Genomic DNA, 16,053 nt, shown 5'->3' on the forward strand with positions numbered 1-16,053 from the left:
AACAGAAATCATTTGAGTGGACACTCCGCGCTGGGCCTTGACCTGAACAACATAATAGGTGCCGGGTTTCAAGCAAGACTTATCAAGATTTTTTGTTTTCGCGACGAGAGTTCCATCTAGGGAATACACCCGAAACGACTCAGCCGAATTTTTCAAGCGGGTAGCCCCAACACGCGCACCGCCATAAATCGAGGAAGTCTTGCGAAAGCCGGAATTCGCCTTGGACACGCGGGCGGCATCAAAGAAACGAACCATTTTGTACAAATTTTCATCCGAGTACATCACGCTTTCGCCATGGACGCCATCGGGGACTAGAACAAGTTCTGCCACTACGTTGTGAATCCGAAGGGAATCATAAAGTTCCTCGCTTTGTTCCTTATTCACCACCGGGTCTGCCGTTCCATGGAATAAAATGACGGGTGGATCGTCTTCGCTGGCATAGTACGGAGAACTCGCCACAAGATATTTGTCCTTGTTGCCTTCGCGTTCGGCTCCGATGAAAGCTCCTTCGAAGGTACCGTTCACACCGCCAATGGGATTCATGGTATAGATGTCGGTCGGGGGAGACCAAAGCGACGCCGCATCGATGCAACTGCTGAACGAGGTAAACTTGCCGAGGTTCCCCACCAAATCGACCGTCACCGTACCGGCCCTTCCCTCGGTCAGGCCGCAAGTTGTCGCCACCAAACTTGAAAGGTGCCCACCCGACGAAAATCCAGACATGGCCACAAACGAAGTGTCTATCTTGAATCTCGCCGCGTTAGCGCGAATAAAGCGCACTGCGGCCTTGAGGTCGTGCAACTGCGCCGGATAAATGGCATCGCTTGAAGCTCGATGATTCAGCGTCACTACGGCATAGCCCGCATTAAGAAGCGTGGCACATATCGTATGCAAATCGGTAAATTCCTTCATGTTGTTGAGGCCCCAGGCGCTACCGTAAGTGTGCAACACGACAGGGTACGAGTCTTTAATTTGTTTTGGAAGATAGACGTCCAGCATGTGGTAGACCATCCCGTCTCCCACGTAGTCCACATCGGAAAACTTTGCGGAGTATTCCAATTTGCCGGTAACGGTCTGATTACCGCTAAAGTTTTGGGCAAATGCAGAAACGGCAAGCAACAGACATAACACCGCAAAGAACCATTTCATGAATTCACCTTCCTGCACCTGAATTACCTACAAAATATAAACAAAAAACCGCCCCGTTAAAGGAGCGGCAAGTAATTCTGTTGCACAAAATTACAAATTACTTAATCAGGTCGAGCGTCAGGCGGCGAGCCTCGGCGTCGGCTTCAAGCACCTGGTCGAGCGTCAGGTGACCGGTCACGTTCGGGGCACCGGCCATAATGGTTTCCACATGGCGCGGGATGTCGGTGAACTTGAGGTTACCCTTGAGGAACGCATCCACGAGCACTTCGTTCGCAGCATTCATCATCGAAGGAACGATACCGCCACGGCGGCCCGCCTCGAACGCAAGGGCGAGGCAGCGGAACTTGTTGAAGTCCGGTTCGAAGAAGGTCAGTTTCGCGAGCGTCGGCAGGTCGATACGCTTGGTATCGAGCTGCAGGCGATCGGGCCACGTGAGCGCCACCTGAATCGGGATGCGCATGTCAGGAGCACCAAGCTGCGCCATCAGGGAGCCGTCGCGGAACTGCACCAGCGAATGTACCATGGACTGCGGGTGAACCACCACCTTGATCTGGTCGTACGGAATGTGGAACAGGAAATGAGCTTCGAGAACTTCGAGGCCCTTGTTCATCATAGAGGCGGAGTCGATGGTAATCTTCTTGCCCATGCTCCACACCGGGTGATTTAGGGCGTCGGCCACGGTGATGTTTTCAAACTTTTCAATCGGCCATTCACGGAAGGGGCCGCCCGATGCCGTAATTTCGAGGAATTCGACTTCGTGTTCGCGCTTGCCGCCTTCGAGGCACTGGAAAATAGCGCTGTGTTCGGAATCAATCGGCGTAATGAAGGACTTCGGATTTTCAGCAAGCTTGTCCCAAATCACAGGGCCTGCCATGACCATGGTTTCTTTGTTGGCGAGAGCCACATGCTTGCCGTGTTCGATAGCGGTAATGGTCGGGAGGCAACCCACGGCGCCCATCAACGAGTTGATGATGATGTCAGCCTTCGGGTCGGCAGCAAGTTCGCACAGGCCTTCCATGCCGGCGAGCACCTTCATGCCGAGTTCCTTTTCGAGTTCCTTGGCGGCAGCCTCGTTGAACATGCACACGCGTTCCACCTTGTACTTGCGCACGATTTCGGCAACCTTCGCCACGCTGCTGTTTGCCGCAACGGCATAAAGATTGAAGATGTCGGAATGCTGGTGAATGACATCGACGCTAGAAGTACCGATAGAACCGGTCGCACCGAGAAGAACTACGTTTTTCATAAAAAGCCTCTTTTTTTATACAACACGAAAGATAAAAAAATGACATTCCGAAGATTCCCGCCTTCGCGGGAATGACAGTCTACAATAGATCCTTTGACTTCGCCCTTCGGCAGGCTCAGGGACCTTATTAAATTGCCGCCTCGGCTCATTTAGGAGCGCGCGAGCACACTCCACCACTCTGTGCTAATTCGTTCTTCTTTGACTTTGAAGCCGGCTTCTTCGAACCACTTGAGGATATAATCCTTTTCGGTGAGAAGCTGTCCCGAGATAATCAGTTCACCGCCGGCGGCAAGCAGGTCTTCGATGTCGTCGCGAAGCGGCCAGAGTTCGCTGCGGATCATGTTGCAGAGAATGACATCGAACTTCGCGCCATCCTTAAACGCATCCAGGAATCCGAGGATGCAGTCGCTTTCCTTAAAGCCGTTGCGTTCAAAGTTTTCGGCAATGCAGGGGATGGTGAGCGGGTCAATTTCAGTACCGACAGCGAGCTTTGCACCCAAGCGGCGGGCGTACATCGCGAGAATTCCCGTTCCCGTTCCAATGTCGAGCACCGTCTTGCCGTTGAAATCGACCGATTCCATAAGGGTGGCGCAGCTGCTAGTGGTATCGTGTTCGCCAGTACCGAAAGCAGTTTTCGCCTCGAGTTCAAGCACCACGGCCTTCGGGTCGTCGGGAGTAAATTCCACCCAGGGCGGGCGCACCCACAGATGCGGAGAAACAGACACGGGCTGGGCACGGTCACGCCACCACTTGTCCCAATCCTTAGCGGGTTCGTCACTCAGCGTAAAATGGTACTGCGGAAATTCATTTACGATACGGTCTCGTTCGGCCTTGTCACCGGTATAGAAACAGAAGTCCGTGCGGCCCTCTTCTTTCGGATCCAATTCTTCGAGCGTAGCCACACCTGCCTCGAAAAGCAGGTAGCTCGCGATTTCAAATTCTTCGGCGGGGCAGTAGCCCTCGGCCTTGTACCATGTATCGATTTTTTGCATAGGCGAAATTTAAAAAGAAAGAGACTCGGCGCTCCCCCGCCGAGCCTCTTACCAAGCGAAAACACCTCTAACGCTTGGTTTAAGCTCCTTCTTGTAAATAAAGATATACAAGAAATTTCAAAAAAGTGAGAAAAATCACAAAAAAATTGCTCTAAGTTGGAACATTCCTATTTGGGTGATTACATTTTCCGCTTTTCTACGTATATTTTGCGTTAAATGATACCCTCCAAGCCGCTTTTTATTCACCAATACCCCGACTGGACCCAATTTCGCTACAATGCACAAAGCGTAATGGAAGCCCTGGGCCAAACGCGCCTGCAAGAAGGGCGGCTAATCGGTATCGCAGACCTTGCAGATGACCGCCAGACGGAAACGCAGATGCTCGCCCAGGACATCGTCGCAAGCTACGCCCTGGACGGCTACATGCTCAACCTGGAAACGGTCATCGACGAAATCGAAAAAAGGAACAGCGCCGAAGGCGAAATCCGCAACTGGATAGGCGCGCTTCAAAACGCCCGACTCCCCCTTACCGAAGAAAGGCTGTTCGCATGGCATGCCGCCATCGGTCAGAACAAGGTAAAAAGTTTCAGGACAAAGGAAAATTCAGTGGAAACCTTTACCGGGGTCGGCGCCGAAAGAATTCCGCTTGAAATGGGACGGTTCCTGAAATGGTTCGAATGTTCCAGCCAGGATGGGGCAATCAAGGCCGCCATAGCGCACTTCTGGTTCTTGACTATCCGCCCCTTTGAAGACGGCAACGGCCGCATTGCAAGGGCCCTTTCGACAATGCTCCTTGCACGAAGCGAAAACACGAGCCGCTCGCTATTCACGCTTAACCTAGAAATTTTCGAACACCGCGAAGAATATCTTGCAATTCTCGCCCGGACCCAATCGGGAAACGGCGACCTTACCGAATGGATTCTGTGGTTCCTAAGAACCTTGCGGAACGCCATCGAAAAACGCGAAAGGGATCTTGAAGACACCTTCAAGAAAATGAGGTTCATACAAAAGAATCAGCAGAAGGACCTCAAAGGTCGCGAACGGAAAATCGTAGAGGCCGTCTGGAATAAAGACCTTCCCGACATATTCTCGGTAAAGGAAATCGCAAGCCTTACCGGTACTAGCCACGATTCCGCGCTCCGAGACATCCAGAACCTGATCAAAAAAGGCATCGTCCGCGCCGAAAGCAAGGGCGGTAGAAGCCAGAAATATTCGCTGGTCTAAATTTTATCTATACTTACGACATGCACCCGTTAGACGCCAAGGCCCTGATCAAAAAGCTATCCCCCTTTATGGAGGAGGACTCGGAAGTATTCCGCGAACTGGTCTCGTTTCTAGGGCAAGGGGCAAAAGTGGATGTGCACCACGGAGATCTTTCCAAGTTCCTCGGACACCGTCGCCTTTACCGAGTCATACGCCTCAAAGGCGAAAGCTACAAGGACTGCGTCTATCAGCTAGTGGACAACTACCCCGAATCGATGGATGCGCTCGGAATGTTGCGTTACTACAAGGCGCCCGCAGGCCCCGTCCGCTGGGAAGAAGTGGAGGCCGCCGAAATCGCGATGGGTAACGAGCTTACCATGGCATCGTACGGATGGATGCCCGACGCCTGGACTCTGTTCGAAAGAGGCGGCGACAATACGCAGGACAACGAAAGTGACGAGCACGAACTCGTCGCCATCCTTGCGTTCGATTTAGGGGAATAGATCCTTCGACTTCGCTCAGGATGACACACTAGATTCGCTAAAACGGAGCGAATTACGGTTTCAGGAATTCGAACAAGGTAATTCCCGGAAGTTTTGCCTTGCTACGACTTTTCAGGTAATCGACAAGAGGAAGTTCCAGCACCTGTTTCTTGTATGCGGCATGGCGAAGTAGCGGTTTTTCCCCGTTACGGAACACGACAAAGCCCGTGTGGGTCGCGTCGAGGTTGTCCATATTCGCGACAAAGGCGACACCCGTTACCATGAGGGGCCCCTCGTAAGGCCTAGACGCCATCTCCACGGCACGGTCATAGGGCAGGTAGCGCAACTCCATCGGAGCATCGGGAGATTCGTACTTAATCTTTTTCGCCTTGAAGAACGACTGTTTCGGCATCGTGCGGAAAACAACCGTATCCCCCTGGATTTTCATGGGGCGGGCAAACGTTCCTTCGCCCACCCAGTCGGCGAGCAGATAATGCTTGCGGTTCACGTAGCCAATGTTTCCACCCCTGTAGCGGATTTTCTGCAACGTGTTGAAAATTTCGTTTTCGTTCGGGGAAATCGCCATGGCAAGGGCGTGTTCCAGGTACGTCACGCAATCGACCGAGTCCATATAGACAAGCGGCTTATTTTCAATCGAGTCGAGGTAGCTTTCGCCCATGGGGCCAAGCTTGTAGGGCGTTCCCTTCATGATTCTCGAAAAATATTCAAGCCTTGCGGTAAGCCCCGCCACGTTCTGCGCCGAAAGCCACATCCGCTTCATTTTCATGAGCGATGCGTAATGGTCGTTCGTCTTATAAACTAGACGCGTCCACAAGGTGTCCAGGACATCCTTGAGTGTTGCATCCGGGTTTCTCCCCGTTTCGTTCAGATACATGGCAACGGCAAGCGTATCGCCATCGAGCGTATAGATGTAGCCCACCAGCCCGTGAACTTCACCGATAAAGCCCGTCTTGAAACGCGTAAGCCAGGGGTACGGCAAATCGAGCATGCGCTTGCCACCCGTACCGAGGCCAGGACCGGCAAAGCTGTTGATATAATACTTTCCCTTGGGGTGACGCGCCATCTTTGCAAGCAGCGCCGTTTCGGTCGAGGGTTTCACCTTGTTCTTGGGAGAAAGGCCGCAACCGTCCCAGATTTCGAAATCCGCCGTATCGATTCCGATTTCGCGCAGGAATTTCATCTCTGCTGCACGGCCCCCTTCGACACTTCCCTCGCCCATCTTTTGCGCGCCCAGGTTACGGAAAAGTGTTTCGGCATGCATATTCTGACTGCGCTGATTGATTTCGTCAAGGAAGCTCAGGAAAGGCGCCGCCGAATACGTGAACGACTTTATCTGTATTCCCTGCGGAACATTTTCCTGTTCGATAAAGGCAATGCCGCGTTCCTTGAGCGCATAGACGAAGGCCGCCTTGAAATAGGCAATCGGATTTCGCACGGGGAGCACCAACTGGCTAGAATCCACATTGATTCCAATCGCCCCGCCTATCGTAATTTCGGGTTTTGCCGAATCGAGAGCCCACGTCCACTTGCGTTTTTTTCCGGGGACCGTCAACATTTCATTTTTCAAGACGACATAGCCCACATCGGGAAGAATCTCTGCACGAGCGGTATCGCCCACTTTCTCGCCCGGCTTAAAACGGATCATGGTGCAATTGTCGTTGAATCCGAGAGGCGCAATTTCGGCACCGTACCATGCGTCATAAAAATTCTTGCGCCAATGTTCGGCACGCCACGGGCCCTTGTAGTAGCTCGAATCCAGGCGGATCATTCCCGATACGGAGTCGATTCCCAAAGCATGAATGGAATCCGCCATCGCATACAACATGTAAAACGGATCGGCGTAGTAACGGCCCGAAAAATTCGGATCACCGCCGCCACGAACATGGATAGTTCCGACAAACCTGGTATGACGCAAGCTTCCGCTTAAGGACACCTCCGTCTTGGGCGCATAATCAAGCGGCAGGTAATGAATTGCGGTCGCCGTCGTCAAGGTTTTCAAAGTACTTGCAGGCGTGAACTTTTCCTTGCCGCGGATATTCCCCCACTCGGCGCCCGTTTTCACCGAACGAATCGACAGGCCGTAGCGCGAACCCGGAACAACCGAATCAACGTAAACCTGAAAAGAATCCAGTTGAAAGCCGGCAAAGCAAAATGCCGAGAATAGACAAATTAAGCAAATCAGTTTACGCATATCAAAATCAGCAAAGATTGCTTCGCGCCCTGCAACAACATCGGAATCATCTAATGCTTGCGGAAACGTATCAGAAAAACGATCAACAGAACAATCGCAATGACACCGAGCGAAAGCACCACAATCAGGCGAAGGCTGAACCGGGGGGAATCCTCGACGACGCTGACGCCCTTGTCGTATTTTTGTTCTTCGACAGGTTGCATCAAGGACATGCGAATGCGTTCATTCACCACGGAGGTCTTTTCGCTACTTTCATACCCCAGGATGCGATTGATTTTCTGATGCGCATTAAGCACCAAGCGCGCCGTCACCTCGTTCACGTCAGATGCATTTTTCAACAAATTCGCCGCAATCGAGCTCACCATACCGTTCACCGTCATTTCGATTTCACTCCACTCGGGAATGTTCTGACAGCTACGGCCATGATGTTCAAGCCCCTCGACCAGGTGACCGTAGCGGGCGTCCTGCATCCAGATACGGATAAGCCCCTTATCCGGCGGCAAAAAGCCGGTCTTTCTGGAATAGAAGTCGATATTGTCGGCACGGAGCATAAACAGGAACAGGTCCTGTGCGCGTTGCAACTTCGCCGGATTAGCATTTTTCGGAAGCGTGAGGTGGCTACCGCCCACGAACGTAAAGCTCCCTGCAGGACCGCTAGGCGTACTTACCGTCGTGAGCCCGTCTTTTGCAATCGGGCTATCCATAAGACCACCGAGGTCATTATCGAACTCCACCTTACGGATCAGTTCCGTCGTTCCAAAAATCAGCAGCTGTTCTGAGCGCACGAACCGGTCCGCACTCTGGCTGGAATTTTCCTTGAGGTTGTAAGGAGAAACGTCCTGATCGCGCAAAAGTTTCAGGTAATGGCGAAGCCCGACCAGGGTCGAAGAATCGGCCAAGGCGCTCCGGTAGCCAGTTTCCGTTTCAGCCACAAAGTCGCCACCAAAATTCCAGAGGAACGGGGACATCTGCTGATAGCCGGTCCAGTCGTCCTTGACGCCAAATTCAAAGGGAACGACAGGAACTCCATGACGATTCACGACGTTCGCTTCGGCAACGGCCCGCAGAACCCCATAAAATTTAGGATAGGTATCAATTTCGCTGTCATGCAGTCCGAGTTCCAGCCATAGGCGCTCGTTTGCAAAGAACCCACGGACATCCAGGAACCAGGGAATCGCATAGAAAACAGAGTCGTGGCCTATATGGGCGGCCTTCATCGCTTCCGGATAGAAGCGGCTCGTATCCACGACGTCCAACAAGTCAGACACAGGGGCAATCAGCCCCGCTTTCGCAAAGTACGGAACCCAGCTCGAACCCAGCTGAAGGACATCGGGAAAATCAGTGCCCGAGCCGGCCTCGGTCGCAAGCACCTTGTTCAGTTCGCTGAACGCGCTTCCCCAGTCGAGGAAACGGATCTTGACCGGGATGCCACTCTGGTGCGAGTACTTGCGCATCAGTTTCTGCAGCGTGGCCCCCGTGTTCATGTCCTGGTCCATTACCCACAGCACAAGCGTATCGGCACCAGACGGCATGGCACGCAGTTCGGGAACGGCGTGTACCGGCACGGCCCCGCCCAAAGCGAGAACCGCCACAAAAACCGCAATGCCATAAATACGCTTGAACATAGTATTCTCTAAAATACAAATTAGCAACAGACTGCTAACGCGCTATTTTCAAAAAGTCCTCAAAATACTTCGGGTACGTCTTGTTGATGCAGGCCGGATCCATAATCTTGACCGGAACACCGCCCAGGGCAATCAAGCTAAAGCACATCGCCATGCGGTGATCGTTGTAGGTTTCGATAGTCGCCGGTTGCAGTTTTTCCGGAGGCGTCACCGTGATGGAATCCGTCGTCTCGCGGACATCGGCGCCCACCTTGCGGAGTTCTGCCGCCATGGCCGCAATGCGGTCCGTTTCCTTGACACGCCAGCTCGCAATGCCGCTGATTGTCATCGGGGCATCGGCAAACAATGCAAGGACCGCAACCGTCATCGCCGCATCGGGGATTTCGACGGCATTGAATTCGCCAAGGCTCTTGAGCTTGCCGCCCGTTCCCGAGCACTCCGTCCAGTCGGGCCCCATAGTGATGTTTGCCCCCATTCTCTTGAGGACATCGACAAAGGCAATATCGCCCTGACGGCATTCCGTACCGACACCCAACACACGCACCTTGCCGCCCGCAATGGCAGCGGCCGCCAGCGGATAGCTCGCGGAGCTTGCGTCGCCTTCGACCATGTAGTCGCCCGGGGACTTGTAGACTCCCTTGGGTACATAAAAGTCGACCAAATCCGCATGCTTCACCTCGATGCCAAAATGCTTCATGACATCAAGCGTCAAAAGGATATAGGGCGCAGAAATCAGTTCGCCCTCGACATGGATATGCAGCGGAGTTTCGGCGTAAGGAGCGCAAATCAGGAGCGCCGTAAGGTACTGGCTTGAAATGTTTCCGCGAACCGAAACGGAACCACCCTTGAGTCCGTGAGCGTTAATGCACACCGGCGGGAAGCCTTCCGTTTCCATGTAGTCGATATCGGCACCGAGCGCCCGGAGCGCATCGACCAGGTCGCGAATGGGGCGTTCCTTCATGCGTTCTTCGCCGCTCAGGTGGAATACTCCACGACCAAGAGCAAGGGCCGCACACAGGGAGCGCATGGCCGTACCCGCATTACCCAGGTAAAGGCCCGCCACATATTGGTCATCTTCAATCAACATCGACGGAGCGTCAATCGGCCCCGCATTACCTTCGATGACGGCCTCGGTAAAGTCCTCGGACATATCCGCCTTGATGCCAAGCGCCTTGAGCGCTTCGCCCATATAGCGGGTATCGTCGCTCTTCAACAAGTTATGCAGACGGGTGGTACCTTCGGCAAGTGCAGAAACCAGAAGCACACGATTCGTGATGCTCTTGGAACCAGGGACGCGAAGTTCACCGTTATAAGACGTCAAAGCAGGAATCTGAATATGACTGGGGCGAAAAAAAGGTGTATCCATATTTGTAAATTTATAAATTAAAAAAGGAAATAGATAAACGGAGCACTAAATGATGAGCGAAATCACAGACCTCAAATTCACCGTCCGCTTTTCGGACTGCGACGAACACGGCAGACTCAAGTTGTCGCGCCTTTTCCAGTTCATGGAAGAAGCGGCGATCGCCGATGCCGAAAGAAACGGATTTGGGCTCTGGCAAATGATGAAGGCCGGCTACACCTCCGCCATTACGCGAATGAAAGTCCGCATCAACCACACGCCGCTCATGGGAGAATCGCTAAGCGTCTCGACCTGGATCAAGGAAATCTACAAGGACAAGGTGGTCCTCAAGGACTACGCCGTCATCGATAGCCAGGGAAACGCCCTCGCCGAAGGGACATCTTCATGGATTCTGGTGAACCTGAAAACCGGCTACGCCGAGAACCCTTCCCGAAGCCCCTACCCCTTCCCGGTGCAGCTCGAAAAAAGCGCTCTTCCCGAAATGCTCCAGGTACTGCCCATGGGCGAAGATCCGCGATTAGTTTATACAGAACAAGCGCGCAACAGCGACCTCGACGTGAACCACCACGTGAATCACTGCCGCTACGTGGACTGGATCATGGACTGCCTGGACAAGCGGGAAATCAAGGAACGCGGCATCCGCTCGCTGCAGCTGAATTTCGTAAACCAGGTGCCGCTCGGCGCGAACGTGAACATCATCCGTTTCAAGGACACGAACCACCACGCGGTATTCTTCGGCATGAACGCCGATATGGAAAAGAGCCCCACCACGAACCGCTGCCATTTCCAGGCCCGCGTGGGATTCAGGGAATAATAAGGGCATTATCCCGCGGCCCTTAGGGAAGGACCACCCCGATTCCAGGCCGCATTTCAAACGAGAAACTCCCGTGCAGGTCGGTGCGGAATACCGCGGCGGAATCGCCTATCACATAGTAGAGCTTCTGCAAGACATCTGCTTTCGGGTGACCGTAGCGGTTGTTTTTTCCGACGCCGATTGCCGCATACTGCGGCGACACCTGCGAAAGGAAGCGGAGCGTATTGCTCCCCGCCGAACCGTGGTGCGCCACCTGCAGCAGATTCGCCGACAGACTCGGCGAAAGTTCCAGCAGCCGATTTTCTCCCACGGAATCCAAATCGCCAGTCAGCAGGAGCGAAGGCCGTTCCGAAATACCGTTCCCTTCAACCGCATCACCCACCGAAAAAGGGGTGCGCCCCTCACCAGTAACAGCAACCTTCAGCACCACGCTCGCCCGATTCTCGCCAAAGCGACCATAGCCGACAGGCCAGAGGCTTTCTAGCACTACCCCGTCCGCAAGCCACACCGTATCGCCTCGGACAAGCGTATCAACCGGAATTTTAAACTGCCGGGCTATACGCAGAATACTGTCGGGTACCACCCCCGCCGCCGTGTCCGGCCCCACAAACAGGCGCCCCACCCATAGGCGATGCGCCGCAAGCGCTGAACCCATTTCCATGAAACCACCCGCATGGTCCCTATGCCCATGACTCACCAGCACCCAGGAAAGCGAATCCACGCCACGGGCCGCAAGCGTGTCCACCAACCCCGCAGAATCCGGCCCGGTGTCGTACAGGGCGTAGCGACCATCGCATTCCAGCAACACGGCAAGCCCCTGCCCCACATCCAAAAAAGTCACCCGCAAAGGCGCCGGCTCCTCCCCACCGGAATCAGCAGAACAACAGGCCAGAGCGCACACCAGAGCAATCCAAAACGCGGCGCAAGCCAAGGTCCACACGAAAACCCATAAGTTTTTCTTTTTACAAGACTCCATAACGCTAAAACTCCATTTTTCAAGGGATTCTCTTTAATACACGTATTTTTCAGAAAAATTATCCCTTTTGACGCCTTCGGCATCCGTGGCTGCGGTTAGATTATTACTATATTTACACCTAACCCGAGGTTTTTTATGCAATTACCCAAGTACAAGAAGAAAAAGCGTATCAAGCTGAAAGTCTGCCAAGAACCCGGCTGCGGCCGCGAATTCTGGGGTCACCCGATCGCCAAGTACTGCGAATTGCACCGCGATATCAAGCAGCGCCAGAAGCAGAAGAAGGACGTGGACAACATCGAGTCCAAGAACATCATCTTCCGCCACAACTACACCGAATCCATGGACCTCACCTTCAAGTGCTGTCTCGAAGGCTGCAACGAAACCTTCAGCATCCGCGTGTTCCCGAAACAGTACATCTACCCCCGTTTCTGCGAAGAACACCGCAACGATTTCAAGCGCGCAAACTACCTTCGAATCATCTCGAAGATGAAAAACGACTAAAAAAGGCGCATTTTTCAAAAAAAATGTGGAGCCACCCTTGAAATTTAGGGTGGCTTTTTTATATTTGGGCTCACACTCATGGTGGGTGTAGCTCAATTGGTTAGAGTCCCAGATTGTGATTCTGGATGTTGTCGGTTCGAGTCCGGTCACCCACCCTTAAAAAGACCTCGCGAAAGCGGGGTCTTTTTTCTCCTCCTAACAAATTTTTGCTAGTGGGGGAAGAATCCCCCTGTCTTCGGCCTCGCCTCATTGCTAGTCCTTCACGCAACGCACCGATTCCATACCTTTCTTGGCTGTCGTACCGACTGCAGGTTCCGACGGGTAAAGGCTCATATTGCGGGCATTGTAGACATTGAATTCGGTAGAACTGAAAAAGCCTGTTCCGCGGCCCAATCCCCAAAAGCCCGATTCCGTCGTCTTGCCTCCAGAAGCAATTGCTGAAAAGCCGGTGGAGTTATCCGCATGGAACTGCGCCGTCATAAAGTGATCGTACCACCCCACAGGAGACATCAACTTTCTACTAGCAGAATCGAGTCCACCAACCGCATCAATCAACTTATTGAATTCCTCTGCCGAAGGCAGATGCCAACCCTCAGGACAGATTCCACGAACAGGGTATGTCGGCGTACAGGTTTTGTTGTAGCCACAACCCTTGCCATGGTCACTCCACGTTCCCGCGCTATCCATGGCGGTACTCCAATAGTACAAACGACCAAACAGTTCGCAATATGAAGCGGTATCGTTAAAGCAAGCGCTCCCCTCCGACGCGTAGTTTAAATTTTCGGCCATCCAAACCAGGTCACCGATTTGCACCGTCTTGTAAGTTTGCGCGTCACGGGAATCAACAAGAGTGCCATATTGAATGTCCGGATTCAAGTAAGCTTCCTTGGGAACGCTCAAGTCAAAGACAAAAGTGCTACCGGAGTCAGCTTCTGTCCAAGGAACCCAACTCGAAGATGACGAAGACACCGCAGAGCTACTGCTGGATTCCGGAACACTTCCGTCATCATCCATGACGCAGCGGACAGAATTCTCGTAGAACTTGTAGTAGCTGTAGAAATGAGCTTCGTCTCTGTAATCCAATAAGACGCTATACGAGCTGTTTTCACTGTATTCCGTAGATGTCAAGAAGTATGCACCTTTGCCAAAGCCTTCGTAATGTACATCATAGCGATGAGAGCCGGCAGGGAGTGCCGAGAATCCAAAATCATCCGTACCATCGGCATCATAATCCCAACTGGAAGAATCCTTGAGCACATTACCAGCAACCGATGAACCCCCGACTTCGGTGAACAGGGTTTCCCACTCCGCTTTAGTCGGCAAGTGCCAACCACTGGGACAGACTCCACGTACAGGGTATGTCGGTGAGCACGTAGAACCCATGCCGCAGCCCTTGCCGTTCGTACTCCATTTTCCCATGCTGTCCATCGCGACACCCCACGGATACAAGCGACCATACTTTGCACAATATTCAGCAGAGTCGTTATAGCAGCGGCTACCGTCTGCTTCATAGTTCAGGTTTTCCGCCATCCACACTTGATTACCGATTTTTAAGGTCTTGTAAACCTTGCCATCGCGGGAATCCGTCATTTCACCATAATCAATATTCGGATTCAGATAAGGGTCAACGCGACTACTACTGGATCCCCTCCCTTCGGTCGAGGATGACGAAGAGGGGAGGTTTCCGCTCGAGGCAGGAACGACATCGTTTCCGAAGACTTCCACATACTTTTCGAATGCAGGTACCACGTCGGCGTAGCCCCAGCTTTCGATATTCTTGCGAATCGAATCGAGCGTTCCGTCGGTCGTAGCGGCAACCTGCCATTTTTCAATCGTAGCCTTCGTTTTATCATCATTCCACTCGCCGGTTTCCGCGAACGAATCTGCGAACTTTTCGATGCGCTTTGCAAGGCCCGCATCATCCGTTTCTGCCAACATCAACACGCTCACGGCAAGGAGCGCCGCGTTACCGTCTCCATTTTCAAAGATAGTCAGGTCTTCGGAATTGTCGAAGTCGCCCGCAATACTGAACGCCGCAAGAACTTCCTTCTCGGCCAGCGCCTTCGCATCCGCAAACGTCTTGCCTTCTTCGTTTACGAGGTGCATTACGCGTTCGTATTCCAGCTCAGTAAGCACGTTAATGTTCACGCTTTCGCGATCCCTCAGGTCGGTCAATGCATGGAGCGTAATCTCGCTCGCCGACTCCTTGCCGGTAATTTCGCTGCGATATTTACCCGTCACAGCAAACACCGCACACGATGCAGAGAGCGTCACATCGTCAACAGCAAAGTCGCCCTTGTCGCTCTTGACGGCACCATCAAAAACTTCGCCCGTATAATTCAGAGTCTTGCAGTCGATTCCCTGCACCGTCACCGCAGAGCCCTTCACGAACGGTCCCTTCTGCGCGGTGCCCGCCACGTTCAAGTCCTTGATCGCGGTGATGCCCTCTGACTCCTCACTCGTACCGGCGGTATCCTTGCCATCGGAACAGGCCACCATAAAAAACGACCCGAGCGCAAACGCTGGCAGAATCCATTTCTTCATACTTAGAACCTTTTTATTAAACATGTTCATTCTCCTTTACCCGATGTGTACTTGCTACGATTTAAATTTTCTGACAGCGGAAACAGCTGCATGTTCAAACGGCAGACTTTTTCCACGTTCTTGTCGGCCGAGACAATCGACACGATGCGCTTGCGGCATTCTATAAGTTCTTCAATGACCTTCTCGTAGCTTTCGGCAGTCATACCCATGGTAACGCCGCTAAAGTGACGTTCCGAAATAGGCACGTCGTCTAAAGACTCTAGCGCAAATTCGCCCATCTGGCGTAGCAGGGAATGAACCGCCACCGAAACCACCTTCAGGCGACCAGTGGAAAGAGAATGGTTCGTCTGATGATACAAGCCCTTGATATCCTTTATCAAGAAACCCGCACTGGTCAGAAAGCGAAGACTGTTGCTCACATCGGCTGCAGAAATAGGGAAACGGCAGGCTTTCGCGATTTCGTGCGGTTTTGCCCCGGGCATTGCCACGGCCAATTCACGGACCACGGAATGTTTCCACGTTTCATAGAAGGTGTACATTTCGCTGCCCAAAATTTTCACATGATGTGCCGAACTCAATGCATCCATTTCTTCGAAGCATTTTTTCTTTTCGCGGTCTGTTTTTGCGTTTTCGTATCGAACCATCAAAACGAAGTAGTCGAACTCAAACCCCAGCAACCCCATTGCCAAGGCAGTCTTCTTGGCACCTTCCTCCACCAAGCGGGTCTTGCCATCGCAAACCAACTTCAAATAAGATCCCGAGGCAAAACCAGCTAGCCTCGCAAACTCGCGCCATGTAAATGCAGAACAACGTTTCCTTTCGGTGTAGTAGTCCTGAATATATTGGCGATAATCTTTATATTCAACAATCGATTTCATATCACTCATAAAATAGATAATCCTATCTATTCATGCAACAATTTTTAAAAAACAAAAATGTCGTTTTT

Annotated in this window: 13 protein-coding genes and 1 tRNA gene; 5 read left to right on the top strand and 9 right to left on the bottom strand. The window is 52.6% G+C overall.

What is annotated here, in order from left to right:
* The 3 genes from Q0W37_RS06880 to Q0W37_RS06890 all read right to left on the bottom strand — a co-directional run.
* On the bottom strand, nucleotides 1-1,149 hold a 1,149-nt coding region (locus Q0W37_RS06880), incomplete at its 3' end, for an alpha/beta hydrolase (protein WP_297700050.1).
* A gap of 97 nt (nucleotides 1,150-1,246) precedes the next feature.
* Nucleotides 1,247-2,395 (bottom strand): 1-deoxy-D-xylulose-5-phosphate reductoisomerase, encoded by a 1,149-nt coding sequence (dxr, locus tag Q0W37_RS06885; RefSeq protein WP_297700052.1) that lies wholly within the window; start codon nucleotides 2,393-2,395, stop codon nucleotides 1,247-1,249.
* 149 nt (nucleotides 2,396-2,544) lie between these two features.
* Complete coding sequence (locus Q0W37_RS06890) at nucleotides 2,545-3,387, bottom strand: 50S ribosomal protein L11 methyltransferase (RefSeq protein ID WP_297700053.1); 843 nt, start codon at nucleotides 3,385-3,387, stop codon at nucleotides 2,545-2,547.
* A gap of 216 nt (nucleotides 3,388-3,603) precedes the next feature.
* Between Q0W37_RS06890 and Q0W37_RS06895 the strand changes: the two genes are divergently transcribed.
* Both Q0W37_RS06895 and Q0W37_RS06900 read left to right on the top strand, forming a co-directional pair.
* On the top strand, nucleotides 3,604-4,611 hold the full coding sequence (locus tag Q0W37_RS06895; RefSeq protein WP_297700055.1) for a Fic family protein: 1,008 nt from the start codon (nucleotides 3,604-3,606) through the stop codon (nucleotides 4,609-4,611).
* Nucleotides 4,612-4,631: 20 nt separating this feature from the next.
* On the top strand, nucleotides 4,632-5,093 hold the full coding sequence (locus tag Q0W37_RS06900) for a hypothetical protein (RefSeq protein ID WP_297700057.1): 462 nt from the start codon (nucleotides 4,632-4,634) through the stop codon (nucleotides 5,091-5,093).
* 52 nt (nucleotides 5,094-5,145) lie between these two features.
* Here the strand turns inward: Q0W37_RS06900 and dacB are convergent, their stop codons facing one another.
* Genes dacB through aroA form a run of 3 tightly spaced genes read right to left on the bottom strand, consistent with a single transcriptional unit; the run spans nucleotide 5,146 to nucleotide 10,275 of the window.
* Nucleotides 5,146-7,284, bottom strand: a complete 2,139-nt coding sequence (gene dacB, locus Q0W37_RS06905) for a D-alanyl-D-alanine carboxypeptidase/D-alanyl-D-alanine-endopeptidase (protein WP_297700059.1) — start codon at nucleotides 7,282-7,284, stop codon at nucleotides 5,146-5,148.
* Nucleotides 7,285-7,334: 50 nt separating this feature from the next.
* On the bottom strand, nucleotides 7,335-8,909 hold the full coding sequence (locus Q0W37_RS06910) for an extracellular solute-binding protein (RefSeq protein ID WP_297700061.1): 1,575 nt from the start codon (nucleotides 8,907-8,909) through the stop codon (nucleotides 7,335-7,337).
* A 34-nt stretch (nucleotides 8,910-8,943) separates the two neighbouring features.
* Nucleotides 8,944-10,275: a 3-phosphoshikimate 1-carboxyvinyltransferase gene (aroA, locus tag Q0W37_RS06915; RefSeq protein ID WP_367186252.1), complete on the bottom strand. Its 1,332-nt coding sequence runs from the start codon at nucleotides 10,273-10,275 to the stop codon at nucleotides 8,944-8,946.
* 49 nt (nucleotides 10,276-10,324) lie between these two features.
* Here aroA and Q0W37_RS06920 point away from each other — a divergent pair, with 49 nt between their 5' ends.
* A complete protein-coding gene (locus Q0W37_RS06920) occupies nucleotides 10,325-11,086 on the top strand; it encodes an acyl-ACP thioesterase domain-containing protein (protein ID WP_297700065.1) in 762 nt (253 codons plus the stop codon).
* A 22-nt stretch (nucleotides 11,087-11,108) separates the two neighbouring features.
* On the opposite strand, the gene Q0W37_RS06925 is transcribed toward Q0W37_RS06920, so the two are convergent.
* On the bottom strand, nucleotides 11,109-11,927 hold the full coding sequence (locus Q0W37_RS06925; protein ID WP_297700067.1) for an MBL fold metallo-hydrolase: 819 nt from the start codon (nucleotides 11,925-11,927) through the stop codon (nucleotides 11,109-11,111).
* A 270-nt stretch (nucleotides 11,928-12,197) separates the two neighbouring features.
* On the opposite strand from Q0W37_RS06925, the gene Q0W37_RS06930 reads away from it, so the two are divergent.
* Together Q0W37_RS06930 and Q0W37_RS06935 are read left to right on the top strand one after the other, a co-directional pair.
* Nucleotides 12,198-12,563 (top strand): hypothetical protein, encoded by a 366-nt coding sequence (locus Q0W37_RS06930; RefSeq protein ID WP_297700069.1) that lies wholly within the window; start codon nucleotides 12,198-12,200, stop codon nucleotides 12,561-12,563.
* Between the two features lie 81 nt (nucleotides 12,564-12,644).
* A tRNA-His gene (locus Q0W37_RS06935) sits at nucleotides 12,645-12,718 on the top strand.
* Between the two features lie 97 nt (nucleotides 12,719-12,815).
* Here the strand turns inward: Q0W37_RS06935 and Q0W37_RS06940 are convergent.
* A complete protein-coding gene (locus Q0W37_RS06940; RefSeq protein WP_297700071.1) occupies nucleotides 12,816-15,107 on the bottom strand; it encodes a fibrobacter succinogenes major paralogous domain-containing protein in 2,292 nt (763 codons plus the stop codon).
* A gap of 26 nt (nucleotides 15,108-15,133) precedes the next feature.
* Nucleotides 15,134-15,994 carry a TIGR02147 family protein gene (locus tag Q0W37_RS06945; protein WP_367186253.1) on the bottom strand — a complete coding sequence of 287 codons (861 nt, stop codon included), beginning with the start codon at nucleotides 15,992-15,994 and terminating at the stop codon, nucleotides 15,134-15,136.
* Nucleotides 15,995-16,053: the final 59 nt, after the last annotated feature.

The organism is uncultured Fibrobacter sp. (assembly GCF_947166265.1).
Taxonomy (GTDB): domain Bacteria; phylum Fibrobacterota; class Fibrobacteria; order Fibrobacterales; family Fibrobacteraceae; genus Fibrobacter.

Excerpts from the sequence above, each read along its gene's own strand:
- dxr (WP_297700052.1), bottom strand. The coding sequence starts at position 2,395 with ATGAAAAACGTAGTTCTTCTCGGTGCGACCGGTTCTATCGGTACTTCT.
- Q0W37_RS06890 (WP_297700053.1), bottom strand. The coding sequence starts at position 3,387 with ATGCAAAAAATCGATACATGGTACAAGGCCGAGGGCTACTGCCCCGCC.
- Q0W37_RS06895 (WP_297700055.1), top strand. The coding sequence starts at position 3,604 with ATGATACCCTCCAAGCCGCTTTTTATTCACCAATACCCCGACTGGACC.
- Q0W37_RS06900 (WP_297700057.1), top strand. The coding sequence starts at position 4,632 with ATGCACCCGTTAGACGCCAAGGCCCTGATCAAAAAGCTATCCCCCTTT.
- dacB (WP_297700059.1), bottom strand. The coding sequence starts at position 7,284 with ATGCGTAAACTGATTTGCTTAATTTGTCTATTCTCGGCATTTTGCTTT.
- Q0W37_RS06910 (WP_297700061.1), bottom strand. The coding sequence starts at position 8,909 with ATGTTCAAGCGTATTTATGGCATTGCGGTTTTTGTGGCGGTTCTCGCT.
- aroA (WP_367186252.1), bottom strand. The coding sequence starts at position 10,275 with ATGGATACACCTTTTTTTCGCCCCAGTCATATTCAGATTCCTGCTTTG.
- Q0W37_RS06920 (WP_297700065.1), top strand. The coding sequence starts at position 10,325 with ATGATGAGCGAAATCACAGACCTCAAATTCACCGTCCGCTTTTCGGAC.
- Q0W37_RS06930 (WP_297700069.1), top strand. The coding sequence starts at position 12,198 with ATGCAATTACCCAAGTACAAGAAGAAAAAGCGTATCAAGCTGAAAGTC.
- Q0W37_RS06940 (WP_297700071.1), bottom strand. The coding sequence starts at position 15,107 with ATGAAGAAATGGATTCTGCCAGCGTTTGCGCTCGGGTCGTTTTTTATG.
- Q0W37_RS06945 (WP_367186253.1), bottom strand. The coding sequence starts at position 15,994 with ATGAGTGATATGAAATCGATTGTTGAATATAAAGATTATCGCCAATAT.